The 20,933-nt window shown below is 69.7% G+C and carries 18 protein-coding genes and 1 CRISPR repeat array; of the genes, 11 read left to right on the plus strand and 7 right to left on the minus strand.

Annotated elements, in window-relative coordinates; translation table 11 throughout:
• The first annotated feature begins 3 nt into the window (after positions 1-3).
• The 4 genes from RC1_RS09205 (at position 4) to RC1_RS09220 (ending at position 3,891) form a co-directional block, all read left to right on the plus strand.
• Positions 4-360, plus strand: a complete 357-nt coding sequence (locus tag RC1_RS09205; RefSeq protein WP_012567100.1) for a lipid-A-disaccharide synthase N-terminal domain-containing protein — start codon at positions 4-6, stop codon at positions 358-360.
• Positions 357-2,102 (plus strand): ArnT family glycosyltransferase, encoded by a 1,746-nt coding sequence (locus RC1_RS09210; RefSeq protein WP_012567101.1) that lies wholly within the window; start codon positions 357-359, stop codon positions 2,100-2,102. The genes RC1_RS09205 and RC1_RS09210 overlap by 4 nt, the downstream gene beginning before the upstream one ends.
• Before the next feature lie 16 nt (positions 2,103-2,118).
• Positions 2,119-2,589: a RidA family protein gene (locus tag RC1_RS09215; RefSeq protein ID WP_012567102.1), complete on the plus strand. Its 471-nt coding sequence runs from the start codon at positions 2,119-2,121 to the stop codon at positions 2,587-2,589.
• 105 nt (positions 2,590-2,694) lie between these two features.
• Positions 2,695-3,891: a GNAT family N-acetyltransferase gene (locus RC1_RS09220; RefSeq protein WP_012567103.1), complete on the plus strand. Its 1,197-nt coding sequence runs from the start codon at positions 2,695-2,697 to the stop codon at positions 3,889-3,891.
• Between the two features lie 79 nt (positions 3,892-3,970).
• Here the strand turns inward: RC1_RS09220 and RC1_RS09225 are convergent, their stop codons facing one another.
• Positions 3,971-4,822 (minus strand): BrxR family helix-turn-helix transcriptional regulator, encoded by an 852-nt coding sequence (locus RC1_RS09225; protein ID WP_041785271.1) that lies wholly within the window; start codon positions 4,820-4,822, stop codon positions 3,971-3,973.
• Positions 4,823-4,945: 123 nt separating this feature from the next.
• Between RC1_RS09225 and RC1_RS09230 the strand changes: the two genes are divergently transcribed.
• The 7 genes from RC1_RS09230 to cas2 all read left to right on the plus strand — a co-directional run bounded on the left by RC1_RS09230 (position 4,946) and on the right by cas2 (position 13,015).
• On the plus strand, positions 4,946-5,362 hold the full coding sequence (locus RC1_RS09230; protein WP_012567105.1) for an HIRAN domain-containing protein: 417 nt from the start codon (positions 4,946-4,948) through the stop codon (positions 5,360-5,362).
• A 5-nt stretch (positions 5,363-5,367) separates the two neighbouring features.
• A complete protein-coding gene (cas3g, locus tag RC1_RS09235; RefSeq protein WP_012567106.1) occupies positions 5,368-8,025 on the plus strand; it encodes a type I-G CRISPR-associated helicase/endonuclease Cas3g in 2,658 nt (885 codons plus the stop codon).
• Positions 8,025-8,921: a type I-G CRISPR-associated protein Cas8g2 gene (gene cas8g2 / locus RC1_RS20760; protein WP_012567107.1), complete on the plus strand. Its 897-nt coding sequence runs from the start codon at positions 8,025-8,027 to the stop codon at positions 8,919-8,921. The genes cas3g and cas8g2 overlap by 1 nt, the downstream gene beginning before the upstream one ends.
• A complete protein-coding gene (cas7g, locus tag RC1_RS09245; RefSeq protein WP_012567108.1) occupies positions 8,918-9,985 on the plus strand; it encodes a type I-G CRISPR-associated RAMP protein Csb1/Cas7g in 1,068 nt (355 codons plus the stop codon). Before cas8g2 ends, cas7g begins: the two co-directional genes overlap by 4 nt.
• Before the next feature lie 36 nt (positions 9,986-10,021).
• Complete coding sequence (gene csb2 / locus RC1_RS20060) at positions 10,022-12,268, plus strand: type I-G CRISPR-associated protein Csb2 (protein ID WP_012567109.1); 2,247 nt, start codon at positions 10,022-10,024, stop codon at positions 12,266-12,268.
• Between the two features lie 139 nt (positions 12,269-12,407).
• A complete protein-coding gene (locus tag RC1_RS09255) occupies positions 12,408-12,695 on the plus strand; it encodes a CRISPR-associated endonuclease Cas1 (RefSeq protein WP_012567110.1) in 288 nt (95 codons plus the stop codon).
• Between the two features lie 20 nt (positions 12,696-12,715).
• Positions 12,716-13,015 (plus strand): CRISPR-associated endonuclease Cas2, encoded by a 300-nt coding sequence (cas2, locus tag RC1_RS09260; RefSeq protein WP_012567111.1) that lies wholly within the window; start codon positions 12,716-12,718, stop codon positions 13,013-13,015.
• 217 nt (positions 13,016-13,232) lie between these two features.
• Positions 13,233-14,091: a CRISPR direct-repeat array (repeat unit 36 nt; unit sequence CTTCCTCGGCCCCTCGGGCCGAGGCCTCATTGAAGC).
• Between the two features lie 163 nt (positions 14,092-14,254).
• Here the strand turns inward: cas2 and RC1_RS09265 are convergent.
• The 6 genes from RC1_RS09265 to wrbA form a co-directional block, all read right to left on the minus strand.
• Positions 14,255-14,647: a DUF423 domain-containing protein gene (locus RC1_RS09265; protein WP_012567112.1), complete on the minus strand. Its 393-nt coding sequence runs from the start codon at positions 14,645-14,647 to the stop codon at positions 14,255-14,257.
• A 267-nt stretch (positions 14,648-14,914) separates the two neighbouring features.
• On the minus strand, positions 14,915-17,461 hold the full coding sequence (locus RC1_RS09270; protein ID WP_012567113.1) for a TonB-dependent receptor: 2,547 nt from the start codon (positions 17,459-17,461) through the stop codon (positions 14,915-14,917).
• Positions 17,462-17,553: 92 nt separating this feature from the next.
• Positions 17,554-18,576, minus strand: coding sequence for a FecR family protein (locus tag RC1_RS09275; RefSeq protein ID WP_012567114.1), 1,023 nt, complete (start codon positions 18,574-18,576; stop codon positions 17,554-17,556).
• Positions 18,573-19,136 carry an RNA polymerase sigma factor gene (locus RC1_RS09280; protein ID WP_049766676.1) on the minus strand — a complete coding sequence of 188 codons (564 nt, stop codon included), beginning with the start codon at positions 19,134-19,136 and terminating at the stop codon, positions 18,573-18,575. The genes RC1_RS09275 and RC1_RS09280 overlap by 4 nt, the downstream gene beginning before the upstream one ends.
• 201 nt (positions 19,137-19,337) lie before the next feature.
• On the minus strand, positions 19,338-20,048 hold the full coding sequence (locus RC1_RS09285) for a pirin family protein (protein WP_012567116.1): 711 nt from the start codon (positions 20,046-20,048) through the stop codon (positions 19,338-19,340).
• A gap of 77 nt (positions 20,049-20,125) precedes the next feature.
• Positions 20,126-20,728, minus strand: a complete 603-nt coding sequence (gene wrbA, locus RC1_RS09290) for an NAD(P)H:quinone oxidoreductase (RefSeq protein WP_012567117.1) — start codon at positions 20,726-20,728, stop codon at positions 20,126-20,128.
• Positions 20,729-20,933: the final 205 nt, after the last annotated feature.

The raw sequence follows: 20,933 nt of genomic DNA on the forward strand, positions 1-20,933 counted from the left end.
CCCATGCTGTGGACCCATCTGGAATCGTGGTGGCAGGCGGCCGTCGCCGACAAGGGCTGGCTGGTCGTCTTCGGGCTGGCCGCCCAGACCATGTTCATGATGCGCTTCGTGATCCAGTGGATCTCCTCGGAGCGGGCGAAGCGCAGCGTGGTGCCGGAGGCGTTCTGGTACTTCAGCCTCCTGGGCGGGATGATGCTGGTGGTCTACGGCCTGCTGCGGCCGGATCTCGTCATCATCGTCGGGCAGATGCCGGCGCTGATCATCTACAGCCGCAACATCGTCCTGATCCGGCGCGAGAAGCGCCTGAAGGGGGCGGTCGAGCCGGCCGCGGAGGCCGCCCGCGAGGCGGTGGCGGAATGAGCCCGGTAACGGCGGGTGGATCGGCCGCGGACGGGGCGCTGCGGCTGCCGCACTATCTGCTGATCGCGGCGGTGGCGCTGCTGCTGCTGCTGCCCGGCTTCTTCACGATCCCGCCCTTCGACCGGGACGAGAGCCGCTACGCCCAGGCCAGCCACCAGATGCTGGAGACGGGCGATTTCGTGGACATCCGCTTCCAGGAGGAGCCGCGGCACAAGAAGCCCGTGGGCATCTACTGGATGCAGAGCGCGGCCGTGGCGCTTCTGTCCGACGACGGGCACGGCGCCATCTGGATGTACCGCCTGCCGTCCCTGCTGGGGGCCGTCGCGGCGGCGCTGCTGACGGCCTGGGCCGGGGCGCGGCTGTTCGGACCGGCGGCGGGGCTGGCCGGCGGGCTGGCCCTGGCGGCGGCGCTGGTGCTGGGCGTCGAGGCCCGCATGGCGAAGACGGACGCCGCCCTGCTGGCGACCGTGGCCGCGGCGCAGGGCGTGCTGGCGCAGTTCTACATGGCACGCGGCCGGCCGGGGATGCAGCCCGGGACCGGCGTCGCCCTGGCCTTCTGGGCGGCGCTGGGCGTCGGCATCCTGATCAAGGGGCCGATCATCCTGATGGTGACGGGCGGCACGCTCCTGGCGCTGGGCGCGGCCGACCGCGACCTGCGCTGGCTGAAGCCGCTGCGGCCTGCCCTGGGCGTGCCGCTGCTGCTGGCCATCGTGCTGCCCTGGCTGGTCGCCATCGGCATCGCCACCGACTGGGAGTTCTTCCGCTACGCCATCGGGCACGAGTTCCTGGGCAAGGCGCATTCCGTGCAGGAAAGCCATTCCGGCCCGCCCGGCTACTATCTGGCGACCTTCTGGCTGAGCTTCTGGCCCTGGTCGCTGCCGGCGGTGCTGGCCCTGCCCTGGGCCTGGGCGGCGCGGCGGGAGCCGGCGGTGCGCTTCTGCCTCGCCTGGGTGCTGCCGAGCTGGATCATCTTCGAGGCGGTGTCCACCAAGCTGCCGCACTACACCATCATCGTCTTCCCGGCGATCGCCCTGCTGGCCGCCGCGTCCCTCCTGGACCGCGCGAACGGGGCGGACGGGGCCGGTGCCGCGGGGGCTCCCGCACCGGGCCAGGGGGCGCGCTGGTTCCGCGGCGGGGCCGCGGGCTTCTATCTGCTGGTCACCGCCGCCTTCGCCGGGGGCGCCGTCTGGTTCCCCTACGACCTGGAAGGCCGGGTCGAGCCGCTGGCCGTGGCCGCCGCCGTCGCCATCCTGGGCACCGGCATCGCCGTCGCGGTCTTCGCGGCAAGGCGGCAGGCGGAACGGCTGCTGGTGGCCGGTCTGATCGGCGCCGCCGCGACCTACGGTCTGGCCCACGGCGCGGTGCTGCCGCGGATCGAGCCGATGTGGCTGAGCCCGAAGGTCGCCGCCGCGCTGGAGAAGCACCGCCCCTGCCCCGGCACGGTGCTGGCCGCGGCCGGCTATACCGAGCCCAGCATGGTCTTCCTGGTCGGCACCGGCACCGTGCTGGGCGCGGGCGACCGGGTGGCCCGACACCTGCTGGCGGACCCGGCCTGCGCCCTGGGGCTGGTCACCGGCGAGGCGGAGGAGCGCCGCTTCCGCGAGGCGCTGGGCGGTGCGGAACCGCGCCTGCTGGAAGAAATCCCCGGCTTCAACTATTCCCGCGGCAAGCGGGTGGTGCTGCGCCTCTACACGCTGGCGCCCGCCGCTGCGGACCCCGACCAACCCCGGCAACAGCCATAGAAAAGGAGACCATCCCATGGCAGGACGGATCGACGCGCGCCTCGCGGAACTGGGCATCGAGCTGCCGCAGGCCGCCGCCCCCGTGGCCGCCTACGTGCCCGCGGTGCGCACGGGCAACCTGCTCTTCCTCTCCGGCCAGATCACGCTGGAGAACGGCGAGCTGCGCCACAAGGGCAAGCTGGGCGACGGCATCGACCTGGAGACCGGCCGGCAGGCGGCGCGGCTGTGCGGCCTGAACATCCTGGCCCAGGCGAAGGCCGCCCTGGGCGGCGACCTGGACCGCGTGGTGCGGGTGGTGAAGCTGGTCGGCTTCGTGAACTCCACCCCCGACTTCGTGGACCAGCCGAAGGTCGTCAACGGCGCCTCGGAGCTGATGCAGGAGGTGTTCGGCGAGGCCGGCCGCCATGCCCGCTCCGCCGTCAGCGCCGGCAGCCTGCCCCTGGGCGTGGCGGTCGAGGTCGAGGCGATCCTGGAAGTGGCGGACTGACAGCCGGCGGTCGGAACCGGGTGCGGGCGGGGGAGGCTTCCGGAGCCTCCCTTGCCCCGGCCGGGCGGGGCGCTACATGCTGTGGACGCCAACCCGGACCCGCCCATGCCCGACGGACGCGACCTCCCGAGCAGCCTGACCCTGCGCCTCGTCCCCCATATCGCGGAGGTCGGCGCCGACGAGTGGGACACCCTGGCCGGGCCGGACAACCCCACCGTGAGCCACGCCTTCCTACGTCTGCTGGAAGAGAGCGGGTCCGTCGGCAAGGGCACCGGCTGGACCCCGCAGCATCTGACCCTGCGCGACGGCGCCGGCACGCTGCTGGGGGCGATGCCGCTCTACCTGAAGTCCCATTCCTACGGCGAATACGTCTTCGACCATGCCTGGGCCGCCGCCTGGGAGCGGGCGGGCCGCGACTACTACCCCAAGCTCCAGTCGGCCGTTCCCTTCACCCCGGTGACGGGGCCGCGCCTGCTGGTCCGCCCGCAGGCGCCCGAAGGCACGGCGGAGGCGATGCTGCGCGGGCTGGAGCAGATCGCCCGCACCAACGGCCTGTCCTCCGTCCATGTCACCTTCCCGACGGCGGCGGAGTACGATCTGGCCGGCCGCGCCGGCTGGCTGCAACGGCTGGGCCGGCAGTTCCACTGGGAGAACCGGGGCTATGGCAGCTTCGACGACTTCCTGGGGGCGCTGAGCGCGCGCAAGCGCAAGGCCGTGCGGCGGGAACGGCGGGAGGTGGCGGAGAGCGGGCTGGTCCTGCACAGCCTGACCGGCGACGCCCTGCGGCCGGAGCACTGGGACGCCTTCCACCGGCTCTACATGGCGACCAGCGACCGCAAATGGGGCTGGGCCTACCTGACGCGGGACTTCTTCCACCGGCTGGGCACGGTAATGCCCGACCGGGTGCTGCTGGTGCTGGCGGAGGACGGGGGCCGCTGGGTCGGGGGCGCGCTGAACCTGATCGGCACGGACACGCTCTACGGCCGCAACTGGGGGTCCGCCGGGGAATACCCGTTCCTGCATTTCGAGGCGTGCTATTACCGCGCCATCGACTTCGCCATCGCCCGAGGTCTGAAGCGGGTGGAGGCCGGCGCCCAGGGCGAGCACAAGATCCAGCGCGGCTATCTGCCGAGCCCCACCTACAGCGTCCACCACATCGTGGACCGCGGCTTCCGCCGTGCCGTGGCCGACTTCCTGGAGCGCGAACGCGCCACCGAGACGGAGGAGACGGCGCTGCTGGCGGCAGAGAGCCCCTACCGCAAGGACGGCGGCGATGACGCCGGCGGACGTGAGGGCGCTTAGGGCCTGGAACAGACCCGCAGCATGAGCCGGATGGCGCTTCCGGAACCACTCTTCGCTGCCACAAGACGCTGTCGGTGCCTCATGACAGCCGGATGCGCTGATGGATCTCGATATGCTGCTTTTCCGGTGAGCGGTGATCCGGATCGATATCCAGCCCAAGCCGGCGCTCCGCATAATAGAGCAAGGCTTCCCTGACGGTCAGGCGCAGATATCCATCCACCATGCCGTAGTCACGCTCAATCGCCGCTCTCTGAGGCAAGGACAAGCGGCGGTGCGGGACAATTTCCAGCAGGATCAACTGGTGCCATTGGGCATCCTGGGCGGGATCGGACTCTGCCGGGTCCTGCCCGCTCACCGACAGGATGCGGCCCAGCACGAAATCCTTGAAGACCTTGTCGCGGCGGCACCAGGACCGGGCGTGCCACCGGAAACCGTCGAAGGCCAGGGCGTGCGGTTCAATCCAGCGGTCCGTCGGCGCTGCGGCGGTCATGGACTGGTAGCGGACCGCCAGCGCCTGCCGCCGTTGGATCGCCGTGACGATGGCCCGCAGGATGTCCGGGGGCACGGCACGGCGCGGTGTGGGTACCGTTGAGAAGGGCGGCAGATCCGCGGGAGAGATGCCGGCATCCGCGACGATACCCTCCGCATCCAGCCGCAACCAGGCAAGATAGCGATCACTGTCCGGTGTCAGCACCACCGGCTGGAAGCCTGGGGCGGCCCGGTAACATTTGGCGCTCTTGTCGTAGCGGATGTTACCCGGCGCCATCGACTGATAGCGGGTCAGGTCCCCCGACGCCTGATTGATGGAGATGTCGAACCTTTCCATCAGGTCGGAGCGGTTCACCGTCCCGCCCCAGTACAGGCGGAACTCGATGAATTCAAGACGATGCCGGATGCCCCAGCGCAACCCGGACGAGTCCCCTTGTCCCATGATTGAATCTCCCTTGACTCCCTGTCCGGCTTTACCCACCATGAGATGCGAATATAAAATGGATGGACCGCCTTAAAGGACCCGTCAATCTTCACCACTCATCTGATTTCAGGAGGGAAAATCATGCTGCCGCAAGGACCGGCGCCGATCAAGCGGCGGGGCCTTCTGGCTGGCCTGGCCGGGCTTGCCGGTGGACTGATCGCCCCGCGCGCAACCCAGGCAGCGGCAGCCCCGTCCGCCCCGATCCTGCTGCTGGAAAGCCAGGTCGCGGGCACAGCCTATTACGATGCAGGCAAACTGCTGAAGGGATTGTCGCCGGGGCAGCGCCTGACCCTGCGCCGTCAGCCGGACAACAGGCATGACGGTCTGGCCATCGAGGTGCTGGTGCCTGACGCCGGCAAGCTGGGCTACGTGCCCCGGATCCACAACCAGCCGCTGGCGCGACTGATGGATGCAGGCAAAGTCCTGCACGCCGAAGTATTGGCTCTGACTCCGCAGGAATGGGAAAAGGTGCGGATCCAGGTCTGGATGGCAGGGTGACGGGTATGGACGGTTTCGCACAGAACTTCAAGGCGTTGACCGGACATTCCCCTTTGCCCTGGCAATGCCGGCTGTATAGCCGGTTCCGGCAGGGCGACGTGCCGCCGGCCCTGGATCTGCCGACCGGCCTGGGCAAAACCTCCGTCATGGCGATCTGGCTGGCAGCGAAGATCGCCGGGACGCGCCTGCCCACCCGGCTGGTCTATGTGGTGGACCGGCGCGTGGTGGTGGATCAGGCGACGGAAGAGGCGGAGATGCTGCGCCGGAATGCCATGGCACATGGCCTTCTGCCTGACCTGCCCATCTCCACCCTGCGCGGTCAGCATCTGGACAACCGGCGCTGGATGGAGGACCCGACGGCGCCGGCGATCATTGTCGGCACGGTGGACATGATCGGCTCGCGGCTGCTGTTCCAGGGCTATGGCGTGTCCGCCGGCATGCGCCCGTTCCAGGCCGGGCTGCTGGGAGTGGATACGCTGGTGGTGCTGGATGAGGCCCATCTCTGCCCGCCCTTCCAGGCGCTGCTGGAGCGGATCGCGGCCCGGAAAGGCCTGGGCCCGGCAGAAAGCCTGGGGCCGGATGCGGGGCTGCTGCCGCCGTTCAGGCTGCTGCCCCTGTCAGCCACGGGACTGCTGCCCCTGTCAGCCACGGGAAAGAACGCCGATGGCGCTTTCACCCTGGAGGAAGAAGACGAAAAGGACAGCTTCGTCCGCGACCGGCTGACCGCCGGCAAAAGCCTGACCATCGCCCCCTCCGACGGCAAGCTGGAGGACGGGCTGGCCCGGGAAGCGCTGGCCCTGGCCGACAGCGCCGGTGGCCGCATCGCCGTCTTCTGCACCAGCCGTGAGGTGGCCCGGAAGGTGGCCGACCGGCTGGTCGACAGGAAGGCGGGACGCCCGCGCGAAGCGGTCGTGCTGCTGGCCGGCGCCCGCCGGGTCCATGAACGGGAACGGGCCAGGGACGAGCTACAGGCAACCGGCTTCCTTCCCGCCAGGAAAGATCAGTCCGCCCTGTCCCCGCCTACGTTCCTGGTCGCCACGGCCGCCGGTGAGGTGGGGATCGACCTGGACGCCGACCATGCGGTCATGGATCTGGTGGCGGCGGAGCGGATGATCCAGCGGCTGGGCCGCGTCAACCGCGCGGGGGGCCAGGGCCGGCTGGCCCAGGTGCGGGTGATCGACGCCGCACCGGAGAAGGAGAGTGCCGAGGCCCAGGCCCGGCGGCAGGCTTGCCGGCAGTTGCTGGAAAGCCTGCCGATCCGCAGCGATGGCGGCTTCGACGCCAGCCCCGGCGCCCTGCTGACCCTGCGGAAGGACCGCAAGCTGCTGGACCGGGCCAGCACCCCGGCCCCGCTGTACCCGGCCCTGGACCGGCCGACGCTGGACGCCTGGGCCATGACCAGCCTGAAGACCCATCCGGGCCGGCCGGATGTGGCCCCCTGGTTGCGCGGCTGGGTGGAGGAGGACGATCCGGAGATCACCCTGATCTGGCGCCGCTGGCCCTGGGACGAGCAGCATCGGCTGCCCGACCCCAAGGTGCTGCAGGACTATTTCGAGGCGACCAGCCCCCGCCTGCTGGAACGGCTGGAAGTGCCCCGCTCCCTGGCCCAGAAGGTGCTGACCGAGCGGGCCAGGCGGGTGGATCTGGGCGAGCAGGTCCCGGTGGTGCTGGCCCTGGGCGACCGGGTCGAGTGGCTGACCTTGGGCGATCTGCGGGACAAGCGGCAGCGCGACCGCTTCTTCGAACGGCGTTCCGCCGACACGGTCTTCGTCGTCTGCCACCATCTGGGCGGGCTGGATGAGCATGGCCTGCTGTCCGACGATGCCGCCGGCCCGGTGCCCTGCCTGGATGATGGCTGGGACGATGAGGTCCTGAAAAATGCCGGACTCCGCATCGTCTTCGACGAAGCGGGCGAAGCGTCCGGGAGTGAGGGAAAAGGCGGCTGGCGGCAGGTGGACCGGATCGACCTGACCGATCCCCAGCGGCCGGATGCCGAACGGTACCTGTCCATCCAGGTCTGGCGCGATACGGACCGGGAGACGGGCGGTGATCCGGCCGTCCGGCGGCGGGAACAGTTGTTGACCGAGCATCTGCGCGAGGCGGAGGAGGAAGCGGGCGGGCTGGCCAAACGGCTGCACCTGCCTGCCCCCTACCGGGACCTGCCTGCCCCCTATCGGGCCATGCTGATGGCGGCGGCCAAGGCCCACGATCTGGGCAAGCAGCGGCCGCACTGGCAGCGGGCCATGGGGGCGCCGCGGGGCGGGGAACCCTACGCCAAGACCACCGGCAAGGGCGCCACCCCCGCCCTGCTGCGCATCAACGGAGAGACCTACCGGCACGAGTTCGGCAGCCTGCTGGACCTGGAACGGGCGCCGGAGGTTCTGGCCGGGCTGGACGCGGGTCTGAAAGACCTGGCCCTGCATCTGGTGGCCGCCCACCACGGGTACGCCCGGCCCTGGATCGCCCCCGTCGATCCCGACTGGGAGATGTCCCTGGCCAGCCACCGGGAACGGGCGGCCGCGGCGGCCCTGCGCTTCGCCCGGCTTCAGGCGACATGGGGCCCGTGGGGGCTGGCCTGGTGGGAAGCGCTGCTGCGGGCCGCCGACCAGCGGGTGTCGCGCCGGCTGGACCAGGATGCGCAACCGGCCGAGGAGACGGCGTGATGGCGACCTCATCCATTCCCGTCGATCTGCGCAATCCAGGCCAGGTCTTCGCCTGCCTGGGCCTGATGGAGGCGGCGGAGATCCTCGGCGACCCGGCAGAGGGGGGCTTCTTCTGGAAGGATCGGGAAACGCATGTGCGCTTCACCCTGACCACCCCCGGTGAGGCCGATCCCGTGCTGACGGTCCTCCGGTTTCTGACACAGGCCGAGGTGGTGGCGCTGGCGCCGTATCATTCGGGCATAAGGGATAGCCACAAGATTCGGACGGTGGAGACGAAAAATCGCGAATTCCCCTGCCCCCTGCCGGCCGAAACCGCTTTGCCGATTTTCCTTCAAGCCGATGGCGTGAGAGTTCCTATTTCACATTGGGTCGATAGTTTCGGAAAATATAATATAGAAAAAAGATTATTTATTTCTTCTGGGGTGGATAATGTAAAATTTTGGGCCGGCAATAACTCCGGAGCCAAGATAGCAAATTTGGGATTGTCCATTATAAAGAGTGTAAGCGACGACATTCACTCTATATCGGCCCACCCCTTTGCTTTTGCCCACCCACAGAGCAGCAGCTTCCGCTTCGACTGGCGGCGGGACTACATCCCGCTGGATGTGGGATTCTCGCCCAATGACCATGACAAGAAGGTGCGGATGGTGGGCTATCCGCTGGTGGAACTGCTGGCGGCCATCGGCCTGCAGCACGCCCGCCCGCTGCGCCTGCAGAACCTAGCCTATCGCTACGGCGCCTGGGGAGCCAGGGTCCCGACCCTGTTCGCCCGTGCCATGCTGGGGCTGAGCAATCCCGGCTTTCCCATCCGCAGTTTCACCATGCATCTCGGTTGGCCCGGCAAGGAAGGTCAGGCCCGCTGCATCAAGGACGCCCTGGAGGATACCGCACCATGACCGACATCCTGTCTCTGACCGACGACATCATCCATGGCTGGGCCGACGATCCGCGCGGACCGGTGGCCCTGTCCCTGAAGCAGCGCCTGCTGCCGGTGGAGGGCGAGGGGGCGGTCTTCTTCCCGCCCACTTATGCCGACACCAAGAATGGCTACGCCATCGACGAGCTGTCCGATGGCACCAAAGTGGTGACGGTGGACAGTGTGGGGGCGCAGGCCAACCGCATGGAACCCCTGTTCAAGCGGGCCGAGGGCGACCAGCCGGAGAATCCCCTGGCTGCCCTGGTGCCGCAGATCGACGTCGTCTATGGCAACGAAAAGACGATTTCCATCCTGGAGGCGGGCCATCGGCTGGGCGATGCCCTGATCCGGTCCACGGACCTGCAGGAACAGGCCCAGGCCGCCTTCCGGCACTATCTGGACACCGGCGATGCGGACGCCATCGCCAAACTGGCCCCGACCTCCCTGGTATTCGGCGCCTGGGACAGCCGCGACACCCAGGCCAAGCTGCCGCGCATCGTGCAGTCGGTGATCCGCGCCTTCGACATTGACGTGCTGCACCGTTCCGCCCAGTACAACCCGGCCCTGGACTATACGGCCCTGGGCGTCTTCGATGAGACCGACAAGGCCAAAGCGGAGCGCGATGCCAAGAGCCCACTCGCCCAGCGCGGCTTCGTCCATGTGCCCTCCGTCAATGCGCCCGGCGGCGTCATCGCCCGTGGCGGCATCTGGCGCAGCGTGACCATCAATCTGGTGGCCCTGCGCCAGTTGGGGGGAACGAACGGCAAGGCCTTGCGCCGCTATGTCCTGGGGCTGTCGCTGGTGGCGGCGACGGAGCCGCAGGATGGCTTCCTGCGCCAGGGCTGCCTCTTGACCCCCGATGCCGAGGCGCCGGCCGACTGGCAGCTTGTCGCCCGCACCGGCAAGCGCCAGGCCCTGGCCCTGGATGCCGACCTCGCCCTGGCCTATGCGCGCGGTGCGGCGGCGGCGTTCGGCGTCGGGCCGGATCGGCGCGCCACCTTCAACCCCGCCAAGGCCAAGGCCGACGTGAAGGCCAAGGGCTGAGACCACGCCGGTCCCGGTGGGAAAGGAGGGGGATTCATGGCCGACCGTGCCCTGTTGATCGAGGTGACGCTGCTGGACGCGCGGTATCACGGCGTCGGCGACTGGCCGCCCGCTCCCTGGCGCCTGTTCCAGGCGCTGGTGGCCGGGGCCCATGGTGGGCGATGGGCGGCGGAGGACGCAGACGCCAAGGATCAGGCCCTCCAATGGCTGGAGACCCTGAATCCGCCCCATATCGCCGCCCCGCCGGCCGTTCGAGGGGCGGAGACGACCTATTACGTCCCAAACAATAGTCTGGATGCCAAAGGCGGCGATCCCGACCGGGTCGCGGAACTGCGCGTGCCAAAGCGGGTCCGCCCGACCCTGCTGGACGGTGAGCCGCGGCTGCTCTACGCTTGGCCCTATGACCGGGCGGATGAGGGGCTGGCGCGCATCATGGCCGGTCTGGCCGACCGGCTGCACACGCTGGGTCGGGGCATCGACCCGGCCTTCGCCCGCGCCGAGCTGCTGGACTGGTACGAGGCGGAAGAGCGGCTGCGCGCCCATGGCGGGACCGTCGCCCGGCCCGACAACAGACCCGGACGTCCGGACAGGGACCCGGGCTGCCCCGAACCCGGATCGCTTCTCAGCCTGAAACAGCGCTTCGCCGCCACCCGCCGGCAATATCAGCCGGGAAAGGAAGGGCGGACCCGGACGCTGAATTTCGCCCGGCCGCCCAAACCCGCCTTCCGCACCATCGCTTACGACCGCCCCCCCGCCCGCACCCTGTACGAGCTGCGGCAGGAAGACGGGCGGTTCCATCCCTGGCCGCTCTGGCGGGCGGTGGAGCTGACCACCCGGCTCCGCGATCTGGCCGCGGCGGTGCTGACACGGCGCCTGAAGGACCACGCAGCGCAGATCGACCGCTTCCTGGTCGGGCGGGAGGCCGGGCCGGCGGACAAGGACCGCCGGGTGCGGCTGATCCCCCTGCCCTCCATCGGCACGCAGCACACCGACGCCTCGATCCGCCGGCTGCTGCTGGAGATCCCGCCCGACTGCCCCCTGCCGCGGGATGAGGTGGTCTCCGTCTTCTCCGGCCTGGACCTGCGGCTGGACCCCGCCACGGGGGAGGTGGCCGACCGGCCGGAGCCGACCCTGGTGGACAGCAGTGATTCGGGCATGACCGGGCAGTACGGGGTCGGATCGGCCGGCGCGCGCCACTGGCACAGCGTCACGCCGCTGGCCCTGCCGGCCACCCGCCGCCGCCTGGATCCCGGGCGCCTGCGCGATCCGGATGCGCAGGTGCGGGCGCAGGAGTACAAGACCGGCCAGGAGCGCCAGGACGAGGAAACCCGCGCCCGCGCCGCCGTGCTGGAGGCCTGCCGCCACGCCGGGCTGGACCCCCGCAGCGTCCTGTCCATCCGCCTGCAACGCGAGCCGTTCTTCCTCAGGGGAGAGGGGGCGGAGCGCTTCGCCGACGCACGCTTTTCCAGGCACCGGCTCTGGCATCTGGCCATCAGCTTCACCGAACCGGTGGCCGGTCCCCTGCTGCTGGGCGACGGGCGCTGGCTGGGTCTGGGCCTGATGGCCCCGGACAAGGGGGCGGCGGTGCAGGCGGACGCCGTGTCCTACGGCCTGACCCCGGATGCCCGCCCGCCGCTGGCGGAGGGGGCGGCAGTGACGCGGGCCGTGCGCGCCGCGCTGATGAGTCTGGCCCGCACGCCGGACGGCGGCGTGCTGCCCCTGTTCTCCGGCCATCTGGACGGGCCGGGACCGGCACGCCCGGGCGAGCACCGGCATGTCTATGTCGCGGTGCTGGATACCGATGGCGACGGCCGGCTGGACCAGGTGCAGGTGATCGCCCCCTGGCGGGCGGATCGTAGCTTCCGACCGGCAGACAAGGAGAAGGAGACACTGCTGGACGATTTTACCCGTATCACCAACCAGTTGCGGCAGGTGCGGGCCGGGGCCGCCGGCCTGCTCTCCCTCTCTCCGCCCCAGGCCCTGCCGGCCGAGCGGGGTCACGTCTGGACCAGCCGGACCCGCTACCGCCCGACCCGGCATCCGGACTCGGCAGCGGACAGCGCCGCCTTCATCGCCGACGATGTGCGCCGGGAACTCCACCGTCGCGGCCTGCCGGCGCCGACGGCGATCGAGGTCAGCGACAGCCGGGTCGGGCCGCGCAAGGGCCTGTCCGCCCGCGTCACCCTGCATTTCGCCCAGCCCCTCACCGGCCCGGTCCTGCTGGGCCGGGATGCGCACCGGGGCGGGGGGAGGTTCTGCGCAGACAGCCACAGCCCTTCATGACCAGAAGCTGATTTTCACCAGGATTTTGCTATCCTCGGCCCCGAGGCCAGAGGGAGCGACACGCCATGGCGGATGATCCGCCCGAGGATGATCCCGAAGATGCGGGGATCGGCGCCCCGGCGCCCCCGGCCCTGCGGCGATGGCCGATGATGTGCTGGTGCCGGCGCGGATGGTCAATGAATGGGTCTATTGCCCGCGGCTGGCCTATCTGGAATGGGTGGAGGGCGAATGGGCCGACAGCGGCGACACCGTGAACGGGCGCCGCACGCTGATCCGCGCCTTCGAGCGGCGGCTGGAGCAGGAAGTGACCCACCCCGTCTTCGGCTATCAGATTTCGACCCGGCGCATGCTGCATGTGCAGGCCCGGCTGCTGGCCAAATCTCTGCGCGGCGAGATCCCGGCCTATCCGCACTACATCCCCCGCTGATCCCGCCGGAGGGGCGCCCCATGGCAGCACGCAATGAACGGCTCTACATCGTGACCTACGACATCGCCGACCAGAAGCGCTGGCGGCGCGTGTTCCGGGTCATGGAGGCCTATGGCCACTGGCTGCAGCTGTCGGTCTTCCAGTGCCGGCTGACCGCGCGGCGACGGGCCGCCCTGGCCATGCGCCTGGACCGCGAGATCAAGCCGGCGGAGGACCATGTCCTGATCCTTGACGTGGGGCCGGCCGATGAGGTGGATTTGCGTGTGGAAAGTCTGGGCAAGAGCTTCCAGGCCATCGTCCGCGAGGCGCGCGTGATCTGACCCCCGGCCCCGGTTGCCGGCCCCGGTTGCGAGCGGTCCGATACCCCCCGAAAGGCGGGACCCGCTCGAATCAAGACAAGCCTCTGTTTTTGCTTTTGTTCTTGGACATCGTGAAGTAGAGTTCATGCCGTAAGGCGCAGTGTTGCACCCCCGATACCCGACCCGCTCGACTCCCCCCGGAAAAGCCAGGGATCGTCAGCAGGTTGGACCAGGGGGGCTTCCTCGGCCCCTCGGGCCGAGGCCTCATTGAAGCGAAGTCCTTAGGCTCCTGATCATAAAACCCGAAGGGGCCTTCCTCGGCCCCTCGGGCCGAGGCCTCATTGAAGCATTCTGTTTCGGACGTCGCTGAACGCCGTCCACGCCGCCCTTCCTCGGCCCCTCGGGCCGAGGCCTCATTGAAGCTGCCGGACGGTGCCGCAGAAGTCGCGGGCGCCTCGACCTTCTTCCTCGGCCCCTCGGGCCGAGGCCTCATTGAAGCGACGCCGTCGCTCCACCGTTCGGTGGTGGGGCTCAGGGCCTTCCTCGGCCCCTCGGGCCGAGGCCTCATTGAAGCTCCCGCTGGTTGGCATACGGCTTGAGGCTAGCGTACAGCCTTCCTCGGCCCCTCGGGCCGAGGCCTCATTGAAGCGCCAGCGTCGGCACCAGCTCGAGAGGTCGGCCGAGCCACTTCCTCGGCCCCTCGGGCCGAGGCCTCATTGAAGCTGAAGGCCCTCGCCCAGGCCGGCCGCGATCCCGCCCGCTTCCTCGGCCCCTCGGGCCGAGGCCTCATTGAAGCGCGAGTTCAACGACGGTGCGCGCGACCTGTCCCGGACGCCCTTCCTCGGCCCCCCGGGCCCAGGCCTCATTGAAGCGCCGACAGGTTCTCGTCAGAGATCGGGGAGAGGGCGATGCCTTCCTCGGCCCCCCGGGCCGAGGCCTCATTGAAGCACCAAATGGCCATGTGCCAAGCCCGTCCAAACGCAAGCCCCTTCCTCGGCCCCTCGGGCCGAGGCCTCATTGAAGCTCCGATTCCACCGGCATGATCGGTGTCCGGGTGGCGCCTTCCTCGGCCCCTCGGGCCGAGGCCTCATTGAAGCGTCGGTCCGGGCCTTGCCGGGAAGAGCGTGCGGGAGAGGATGCCCTGCAGGCTTCGTCCGGCCATCAGAACCGCCGTGCCCTCAACCCTCGCCGGTCGCTGGAAACCCGGTCCCCCGGGGGGGAAAGCAGGCCGAAAACCGGAACGGTGTCCGGGTGCCCTGCCTAGGACCGGAGCCCGCGCAGGCCGGCGGCGGAGAGCAGGAGCCAGCCCAGGATGAAGCAGACGCCGCCGACCGGGGCGACGGCGCCCAGTGCGCTCGGGCCGAACCAGCCCAGCAGATAGAGCGCGCCGGGGAACAGCAGGCAGCCCAGGGCGAAAGCGGCGCCGGCCAGCGCCGTCAGCCGGTCCGCCCCGCCGTGCCGCCGCCACGCCACCAGCCCCAGCAGGGCCGCCGCATGGGCAAGCTGGTACTGGCTGGCGGTCTGCCACAGCTCCACCGCGCGGGCATCCCGCACCGCGGGCAGGCCATGGCTGGCATAGGCACCGCAGGCCACGGCGACAGCCCCGAACAGGCCGGCGAGGATGAGCAGCGGACGGGTGGCTCGGTCGGTCATGGCGGATGTCCCGGATCGGTTTCGTCCCGACACTTTAGAGGGGTTTCCGGGCGACGGGAATCGTGAGGGATTCTCATTCGCCCGGGGCTGGTGTCGTGATCCATGCTGCCTGCCGGGTCCGGAGGCCCGCATGGACGGGGCCTGGGCGGAACCGAGGGGCGCCGCGCTGAGAGGCCCCGCCGGGTCGCCTGCATGCCCATCCTCTTCAGGATGTCGGCGTGGGCGGGCGGGATGCCAGGATCCCGCCCGCAGCCCGTCCGGGCCGCCTCAGAACGCGTACCGGAAGCCGACGCCATAGGTCGCCGGCGCCCCGACAAGGCGCGAAGCCCCGTTCAGCTCCGGGAAATAGACCTCGTCGGTGATGTTCCGGCCGTAGCCGTAGACCGACCAGCCGGCCAGCGCCTCGAGTTCGACGCGCGCATCAACCAGGGTGTAGGCCTCCATCGTGTTGTTCGGCAGCGCGTTCAGCCGGTTCGTTTCCTCGCCATGATGGCTGACGCTGAGCGTCGAGGTGAGTGTCCAGCCACCAGCGAACAGGATGGAATGGGTGAGTGACGCATAGGCCGTGACGTCTGGTGCGCCTGGCAACGGATCGCCCACCGTCGCGCGCACATCCGCGATCCGGTTCGAGGTGAATTCGGTGATTTCGCTGTCCAGAAAGGCGACGGAGGCCGAGGCGTCCAGGGTCTGGCGGTCGGTCTGAAGCACCCGCAGGAACCCCGAGGCCTCGACCCCCCGCGTCTCCGCACGGCCGACGTTGGTACGGCCGTTGGTATCGTTGGACAGGCGGGTCGTCGCCTGGAGATTCCGGAATCTGTTGATGAAGCCGTCCAACGACAGCCGGAAGCGGTCGCCTGTCCAGCGGAGGCCGGCCTCCAACGATCGCACCGTCTCGCTCTTGAAGGGATAGGTCTCCTCGACCGTGAAGATGGATGTCCCGTCGAACCCGCCGGCCCGGTACCCGGTCCCGCCGGAAACGAAGATGTTGAGCGCATCGTTGACGAAATACTGCGCGGTCAGCCGGCCCGAGGCATTGTCGTCATCGAACGAGCGGTCCCAGGTGAAGGGGCTCCTGGTGGCGAAGCTGGTCTCGAAGGTGGAGATGCCCCAGGGGTTGCGGTCGATGTTGCTGCCCCGATAGTCGGCCGTGTCGCGTGTGTAGCGGGCACCCGCGCCGAGGCGCAGGCTGTCCGTCACGTTCCAGTCGAGTTGCCCGAAGACGGCCGCGCTGTCACGGTTCTGCGCATAGGGCGAGTCATAGACCGAGCGGACCGTGAAGCTGGTCCAGGTGCTGTTGAAGTCGATGTCGTCGCTCACATAGAAGACGCCTGCGATCCAGTCGATCGCCCCGCCGACATCGTCGGCCAGCCGGGCCTCGATGGAGGCCTGGCTCAGGTCCTCATCGAACAGAAACTCGTACTGCGGATAGGGCGTGCCGTCACCGTTGCCACCGACGCGGCGGTCGCTCCACTGCGAGCCGCCGAGGATCGTGAGGTTCAGCCCGTCTGCCAACCGGTGCTCCAGTTCGCCCGACAGCCCCGACACGTTGATCCGCTGCCGGAAGTACTGGCTGGAGAAGAACGTGTAGGGATCCTCGTCCTCCCCCGGGTTCAGGATGGTGTTGTCCAGCCGGCGGGGAAGGCGGTCATACTGCCGGGTGTCCCCTCGATCCCGGCTGCCGAACAGCTTGAGGGTGAGGGTGGTGTCGTCGTCCAGGGTCAGGCCGATGGTGCCACGGGCGGCAAAGATGTCCTTGTCGCCGAATCCCTCGCGCGGGCCGGGGTCGGTGATCGGCGGAACCTGTGTCTGGCGGACACCGCCGATCACCGGCTGGAAGCCCGCCAGGGTCCCGGCGCCGCGGCCCGTCATGAAGCCGCCCCCCTGCTCCGTCAGGACGGCGAGGCGGACCCCGATCCGGTCGGACAGCCTGCCGCCGACAGCGGCCTTCACGGCGGCATAGTCGTAACTCCCGTACTCGACGTCGACATAGCCCTCGGTCTCGTCCGTCACCCCACGGGTGATGGCGTTGACAACGCCGGCGGTGGTGTTGCGGCCGTAGAGCGTCCCCTGCGGCCCTTTCAGGATCTCGATCCTCTCAAGGTCGAAGAGCGGGATCCCCAGATAGGCGTTGGACGTCTGATAGATACCATCGACATGCAGGGCCACCGACGGGTTGCCGTTGGGCTTGTAGTCATCGGCACCGCCGACGCCGCGGATGCTCAACAGACCGTAGCCGGGACCGCCGAAGGCATAGTTGATGGAGACACCGGGCACCTCGTCGACCAGCCCCCCGAAGTCGGTGATACCGCGCTTCGCGGCCTCGGCCCCGTCAAGGACGGCAATGGCAGTCGGCACCGTCTCCAGCAGGCTCTCCCGCTTCTGCGCCGTGACGACGATCTCTTCCAGCGGTTCACGCAGCGCGTCGGCCACCGGCCCCATGGCTGCGGGGGGCGGTGCCCCCGGCCCCGGCCGGGATGGCGCGGAGCCCGCCGGCAGGGGCGTCACCGTGCCCGATCCATCGGGCGCCACCTGGGCGACGAGGCCGGTGCCGACCAGCAAGGCATCCAGAGCCGCCTCGAATGAATCCGCGCGGTTCACGGGAGCGGACCGCTTGTCGGCCACGGCGGCAGGGTTGAAAAGGATGTTACGCCCGGACTGGCTGGCCAGCGACAGCAGGGCGGCCGACAGGTCCTGGGAAGGGATGGAGTAGACGGCTGCCGCAGGGGCCGGTCCGGGCTGGGCGGCGGCGGCAGCCGGAAGGGTGGCGAGGATGGTCCCTGCCAGCAGGACGGGCTTCAAGGCACTGGAGAGCATAATCGACCCCGGTTTCGTTCGGATCGGGCCACGCTGACCCGCACCCGCTCCAGACGCAGCGGATCGACGGATTCCGGGATGACGTAAAAAATTCATGGACCCTTGGAGGCGGCGCCGGGCTCCAGCACGACCTGTCCCGGACCGGTCTGGCGCCAGCCGACCGGGTGGATGCGGGAGAGCGCATCAAGAAAGGCCTGGAGATCGGTCGCGCGGTAGACACCGCTGACGGACAGATCGCGCAGCGGCGCCGCGACCTGGACATCGGCATGCGTGTAGCGGGCGAACTCGGCCAAGGCATCGGGGAGCGGCGTGTTCCGGAAGACGAGCTGCCCGGCGAGCCACGCCCGTTCCGCCGCCGCGTCCGCGGGGGCGAGGGCGACGACGCCGGTCCGGTCCAGCTCGGCCCGCTCTCCGGGTCTGAGCACGGCGAGGGTCCTGTCATCATCGTCATTGAGGATCCGGACGCCCCCCTCCAGCAGGAAGACCCGGGTTCCCTCGCCCGTGTCGCGCACGGTGAAGACCGTGCCCGTGGCGCGCACCTCGATCCCGTTGACGGACACCGTGAAGGCCCGCGGGTCCCCGTGAGCCACGACGAACTCCGCCTCGCCGCGGGCAAGCGCGACGTGGCGGCCGAACCAGCCGTAGTCGATGTGCAGTTCCGTATCCGTGTTGAGCCGCACACGGCTGCCGTCGGGAAGGCTGGTCTCCAGGCTCTGGCCCATGGCCGTGCGGTGGACCGCATCCAGTCCGTAGTTCACGGGCGGAAACAATGCCAGAACGAGTGCAGCGGCGAGCGCGAGCGCCCCCGCGCCGGCCGCGGGCGCGCGCCAGGGCCGCTGGCGGCGTGGGGTATCGGCGGCCGTCGCCAGGCGCAGCCGACGCGCCCGGGCCCTTTCTGCCTGGACGCCGGGCGTCCCTTCCAGATCCCCCGCCATCCGCCAGCTGCGCTCGACAAGGTCCATGGCGGCCAGGTTGCGCGGATGCTCCGCCAGCCATCGCCGCAGTGCCTCGCGGTCCGCCGCTCCGGAGCCCGGTGCGGCCATGCGGACCATCCAGGCGGCCGCGTCACGCAGCGCCGTCTCGTCAGCGGGGGTGCCAAGCCGTGGCCCGGTCATCGTGGGTCCCCGTCGCACTCCGCCAACCGGCGGGCCAGATGGGCGAGCGCACGCTCGACATGGCGGCCGACGGATACGGTGGGGATCCCGAGCCGCTCCGCAATGTCGCGGTGGGAGAAGCCTTCATAACGCGCGAGCATGAAGGCTTGCCGGCAGATGGGCTCCAGCTCCATCAGGGCCGCCTCCACGTCCCGAAGCGTGCGGCGGGCCGCGGCCACGTCCTCGGGCGATGCGGACGGATCGGCGTGGGCGTCATTTTCGGAAAGCAGGTCGACATGGTGGTCCCGCAGCCGGGCGCGGTCACGCCGGAACTGGTCAATCCATACCGTAGACGCAGTCCGCAGCAGAATCCCACGCCAGCTCTGGATTTTTTTCTGCTGCGCCGCCGTGGCGAGGACGCGACAGTAGACCTCCTGGATATGGTCTTCGATATCGTCGGGGGCACGTAGCCGTCGCTGGAAGAACCGGCGCAGCAGGGCCCGATGCTCCGCCGCCTCGACAGTGTCGCCCGGACTCTCCTGTCTTCGATGGGCCGAGCCTTCACCCTTGTGCCTGGACACCCGCCACGCCTCATCCCTGCCGCGTCGGGCATCCGATACCACCGATGCTGCGACGGTTTTATGTCAGCAGGCCGTCATCCCCATCGCCTGTCTGCGGATGCGGGCGACGGGGGATGCGGGCGACAGGCGGCGGCGCCCCGATGGGCAGGGCGGGTCCCCCCCGGGAAGGACCCGCCCGCTTCATCCTGTCCCGGTCGCCGCTCAGGCCATGGGCGGCAGGTCGGCGAGCAGGAGTTCCGTCTCCTCCAGCGCCTCGATCACCAGTTCCGGCTCGTCCCGGACGGCCGCACCGTCGCGGGCGGACAGGTCCACGCCGTTGACCCGCAGCCGTCCCGCGGCGGGGACCAGATAGGCCAGACGCCCGTCCAGCCGGTGGGTCACGGTCGTGCCCGCCGCCAGGGTGGCGCCCAGCAGGGCCGCGTCCTGGTGGATGGTCAGCGCCCCGGACCCGGCGTCCTGCGCCCGGCCGGAGGCCAGCACCACCAGTTCCCCGGCCCGGTCCGCCTTGGGAAAGTGCCGGGTCTCCCAGCGCGGGGCGACGCCGGCCCGGTCCGGGATGATCCAGATCTGGAACAGCCGGGTCTCGCCCGGCTCCCGGTTGTACTCGGCATGCACGATGCCGGTGCCGGCGGACATCACCTGCACGTCGCCCGCCTCGGTCCGGCCCTCGTTGCCCAGGGCGTCCTTGTGCGTGACGGCACCCTGCCGGACATAGGTGATGATCTCCATGTCGCGGTGGGGGTGCGGATCGAAGCCGGTGCCGGGTGCGATGGCGTCATCGTTCCAGACCCGCAGCGGCCCCCAGTGGACCCGGCCGGGATCGCGGTACTGGCCGAAGCTGAAATGGTAGCGGGCATCCAGCCAGCCGTAGCTGGCGGACCCCAGACTGTCGAAGGCGCGACGCTCGATCATGTCGGGTCTCCTTGCCGCGGCCCCTCTGCTGAGGCGGCCGCGTCGACACCGGCCGGCGGAATGCCGGCCGGAAAGCCTCAGCCGCGCAGCTTTGCGGCCGTGCGGGCCACCAGCGCCCCCTGGTAGCGGGCGCCGCCGAGTTCCACCTCGGTCGGCCTGCGGCTGCCGTCGCCGTCGGCGATGGTGCTGGCGCCGTAGGGCGTGCCGCCCTTGACCTGCTCGACCCCGGACAGCCCCTCATAGCTGTAGGGCAGACCGACGACGACCATGCCGTGGTGGAGCAGGTTGGTGAGGATGCTGAACAGCGTCGTCTCCTGCCCGCCATGCTGCGAGGCGGTGCTGGTGAAGGCGGCGCCGACCTTGCCGTTGAGGGCACCCTTGGCCCAGAGCCCGCCGGTCTGGTCCAGGAAGTTCGCCATCTGGCTGGTCATGCGGCCGAACCGGGTGGGGCTGCCGACGATGATGGCGTCGTACTCCGCCAGTTCCGCCACGGTGGCGACGGGGGCCGGCTGGTCCAGCTTCATGCCGGCGTTGCGGGCGACCTCCTCCGGCACCAGCTCCGGCACGCGCTTCACCGCGACCTCGGTGCCGGGCACGGAGCGCGCGCCTTCGGCCACGGCCTGCGCCATGGTCTCGATATGGCCGTAGCTGGAATAGTAGAGCACCAGGACCTTGGTCATCGTCCGTCTCCTTGTTGGTGTCGGGTGGAATCGTGCCGGATAGAGTCAAGCCGGGGCGCCGGTTCGGTATGGGGGTAAGATAGGGCGTTGCACCGGAACCGATAATCGACGCTCTGCGCACAGGCTTGTTGCGGCCGGAAGGACAATCCGGCAGAAGCGGGAGAGCCGACAGGCCAGCCCCGGCCGGGCAACAGACGGAGGGCGC

The sequence above is a fragment of the Rhodospirillum centenum SW genome, assembly GCF_000016185.1.
GTDB lineage: Bacteria > Pseudomonadota > Alphaproteobacteria > Azospirillales > Azospirillaceae > Rhodocista > Rhodocista centena.

Excerpts from the sequence above, each read along its gene's own strand:
- RC1_RS09205 (WP_012567100.1), top strand. The coding sequence starts at position 4 with ATGCTGTGGACCCATCTGGAATCGTGGTGGCAGGCGGCCGTCGCCGAC.
- RC1_RS09210 (WP_012567101.1), top strand. The coding sequence starts at position 357 with ATGAGCCCGGTAACGGCGGGTGGATCGGCCGCGGACGGGGCGCTGCGG.
- RC1_RS09215 (WP_012567102.1), top strand. The coding sequence starts at position 2,119 with ATGGCAGGACGGATCGACGCGCGCCTCGCGGAACTGGGCATCGAGCTG.
- RC1_RS09220 (WP_012567103.1), top strand. The coding sequence starts at position 2,695 with ATGCCCGACGGACGCGACCTCCCGAGCAGCCTGACCCTGCGCCTCGTC.
- RC1_RS09225 (WP_041785271.1), bottom strand. The coding sequence starts at position 4,822 with ATGGGACAAGGGGACTCGTCCGGGTTGCGCTGGGGCATCCGGCATCGT.
- RC1_RS09230 (WP_012567105.1), top strand. The coding sequence starts at position 4,946 with ATGCTGCCGCAAGGACCGGCGCCGATCAAGCGGCGGGGCCTTCTGGCT.
- cas3g (WP_012567106.1), top strand. The coding sequence starts at position 5,368 with ATGGACGGTTTCGCACAGAACTTCAAGGCGTTGACCGGACATTCCCCT.
- cas8g2 (WP_012567107.1), top strand. The coding sequence starts at position 8,025 with ATGGCGACCTCATCCATTCCCGTCGATCTGCGCAATCCAGGCCAGGTC.
- cas7g (WP_012567108.1), top strand. The coding sequence starts at position 8,918 with ATGACCGACATCCTGTCTCTGACCGACGACATCATCCATGGCTGGGCC.
- csb2 (WP_012567109.1), top strand. The coding sequence starts at position 10,022 with ATGGCCGACCGTGCCCTGTTGATCGAGGTGACGCTGCTGGACGCGCGG.
- RC1_RS09255 (WP_012567110.1), top strand. The coding sequence starts at position 12,408 with ATGGCCGATGATGTGCTGGTGCCGGCGCGGATGGTCAATGAATGGGTC.
- cas2 (WP_012567111.1), top strand. The coding sequence starts at position 12,716 with ATGGCAGCACGCAATGAACGGCTCTACATCGTGACCTACGACATCGCC.
- RC1_RS09265 (WP_012567112.1), bottom strand. The coding sequence starts at position 14,647 with ATGACCGACCGAGCCACCCGTCCGCTGCTCATCCTCGCCGGCCTGTTC.
- RC1_RS09270 (WP_012567113.1), bottom strand. The coding sequence starts at position 17,461 with ATGCTCTCCAGTGCCTTGAAGCCCGTCCTGCTGGCAGGGACCATCCTC.
- RC1_RS09275 (WP_012567114.1), bottom strand. The coding sequence starts at position 18,576 with ATGACCGGGCCACGGCTTGGCACCCCCGCTGACGAGACGGCGCTGCGT.
- RC1_RS09285 (WP_012567116.1), bottom strand. The coding sequence starts at position 20,048 with ATGATCGAGCGTCGCGCCTTCGACAGTCTGGGGTCCGCCAGCTACGGC.
- wrbA (WP_012567117.1), bottom strand. The coding sequence starts at position 20,728 with ATGACCAAGGTCCTGGTGCTCTACTATTCCAGCTACGGCCATATCGAG.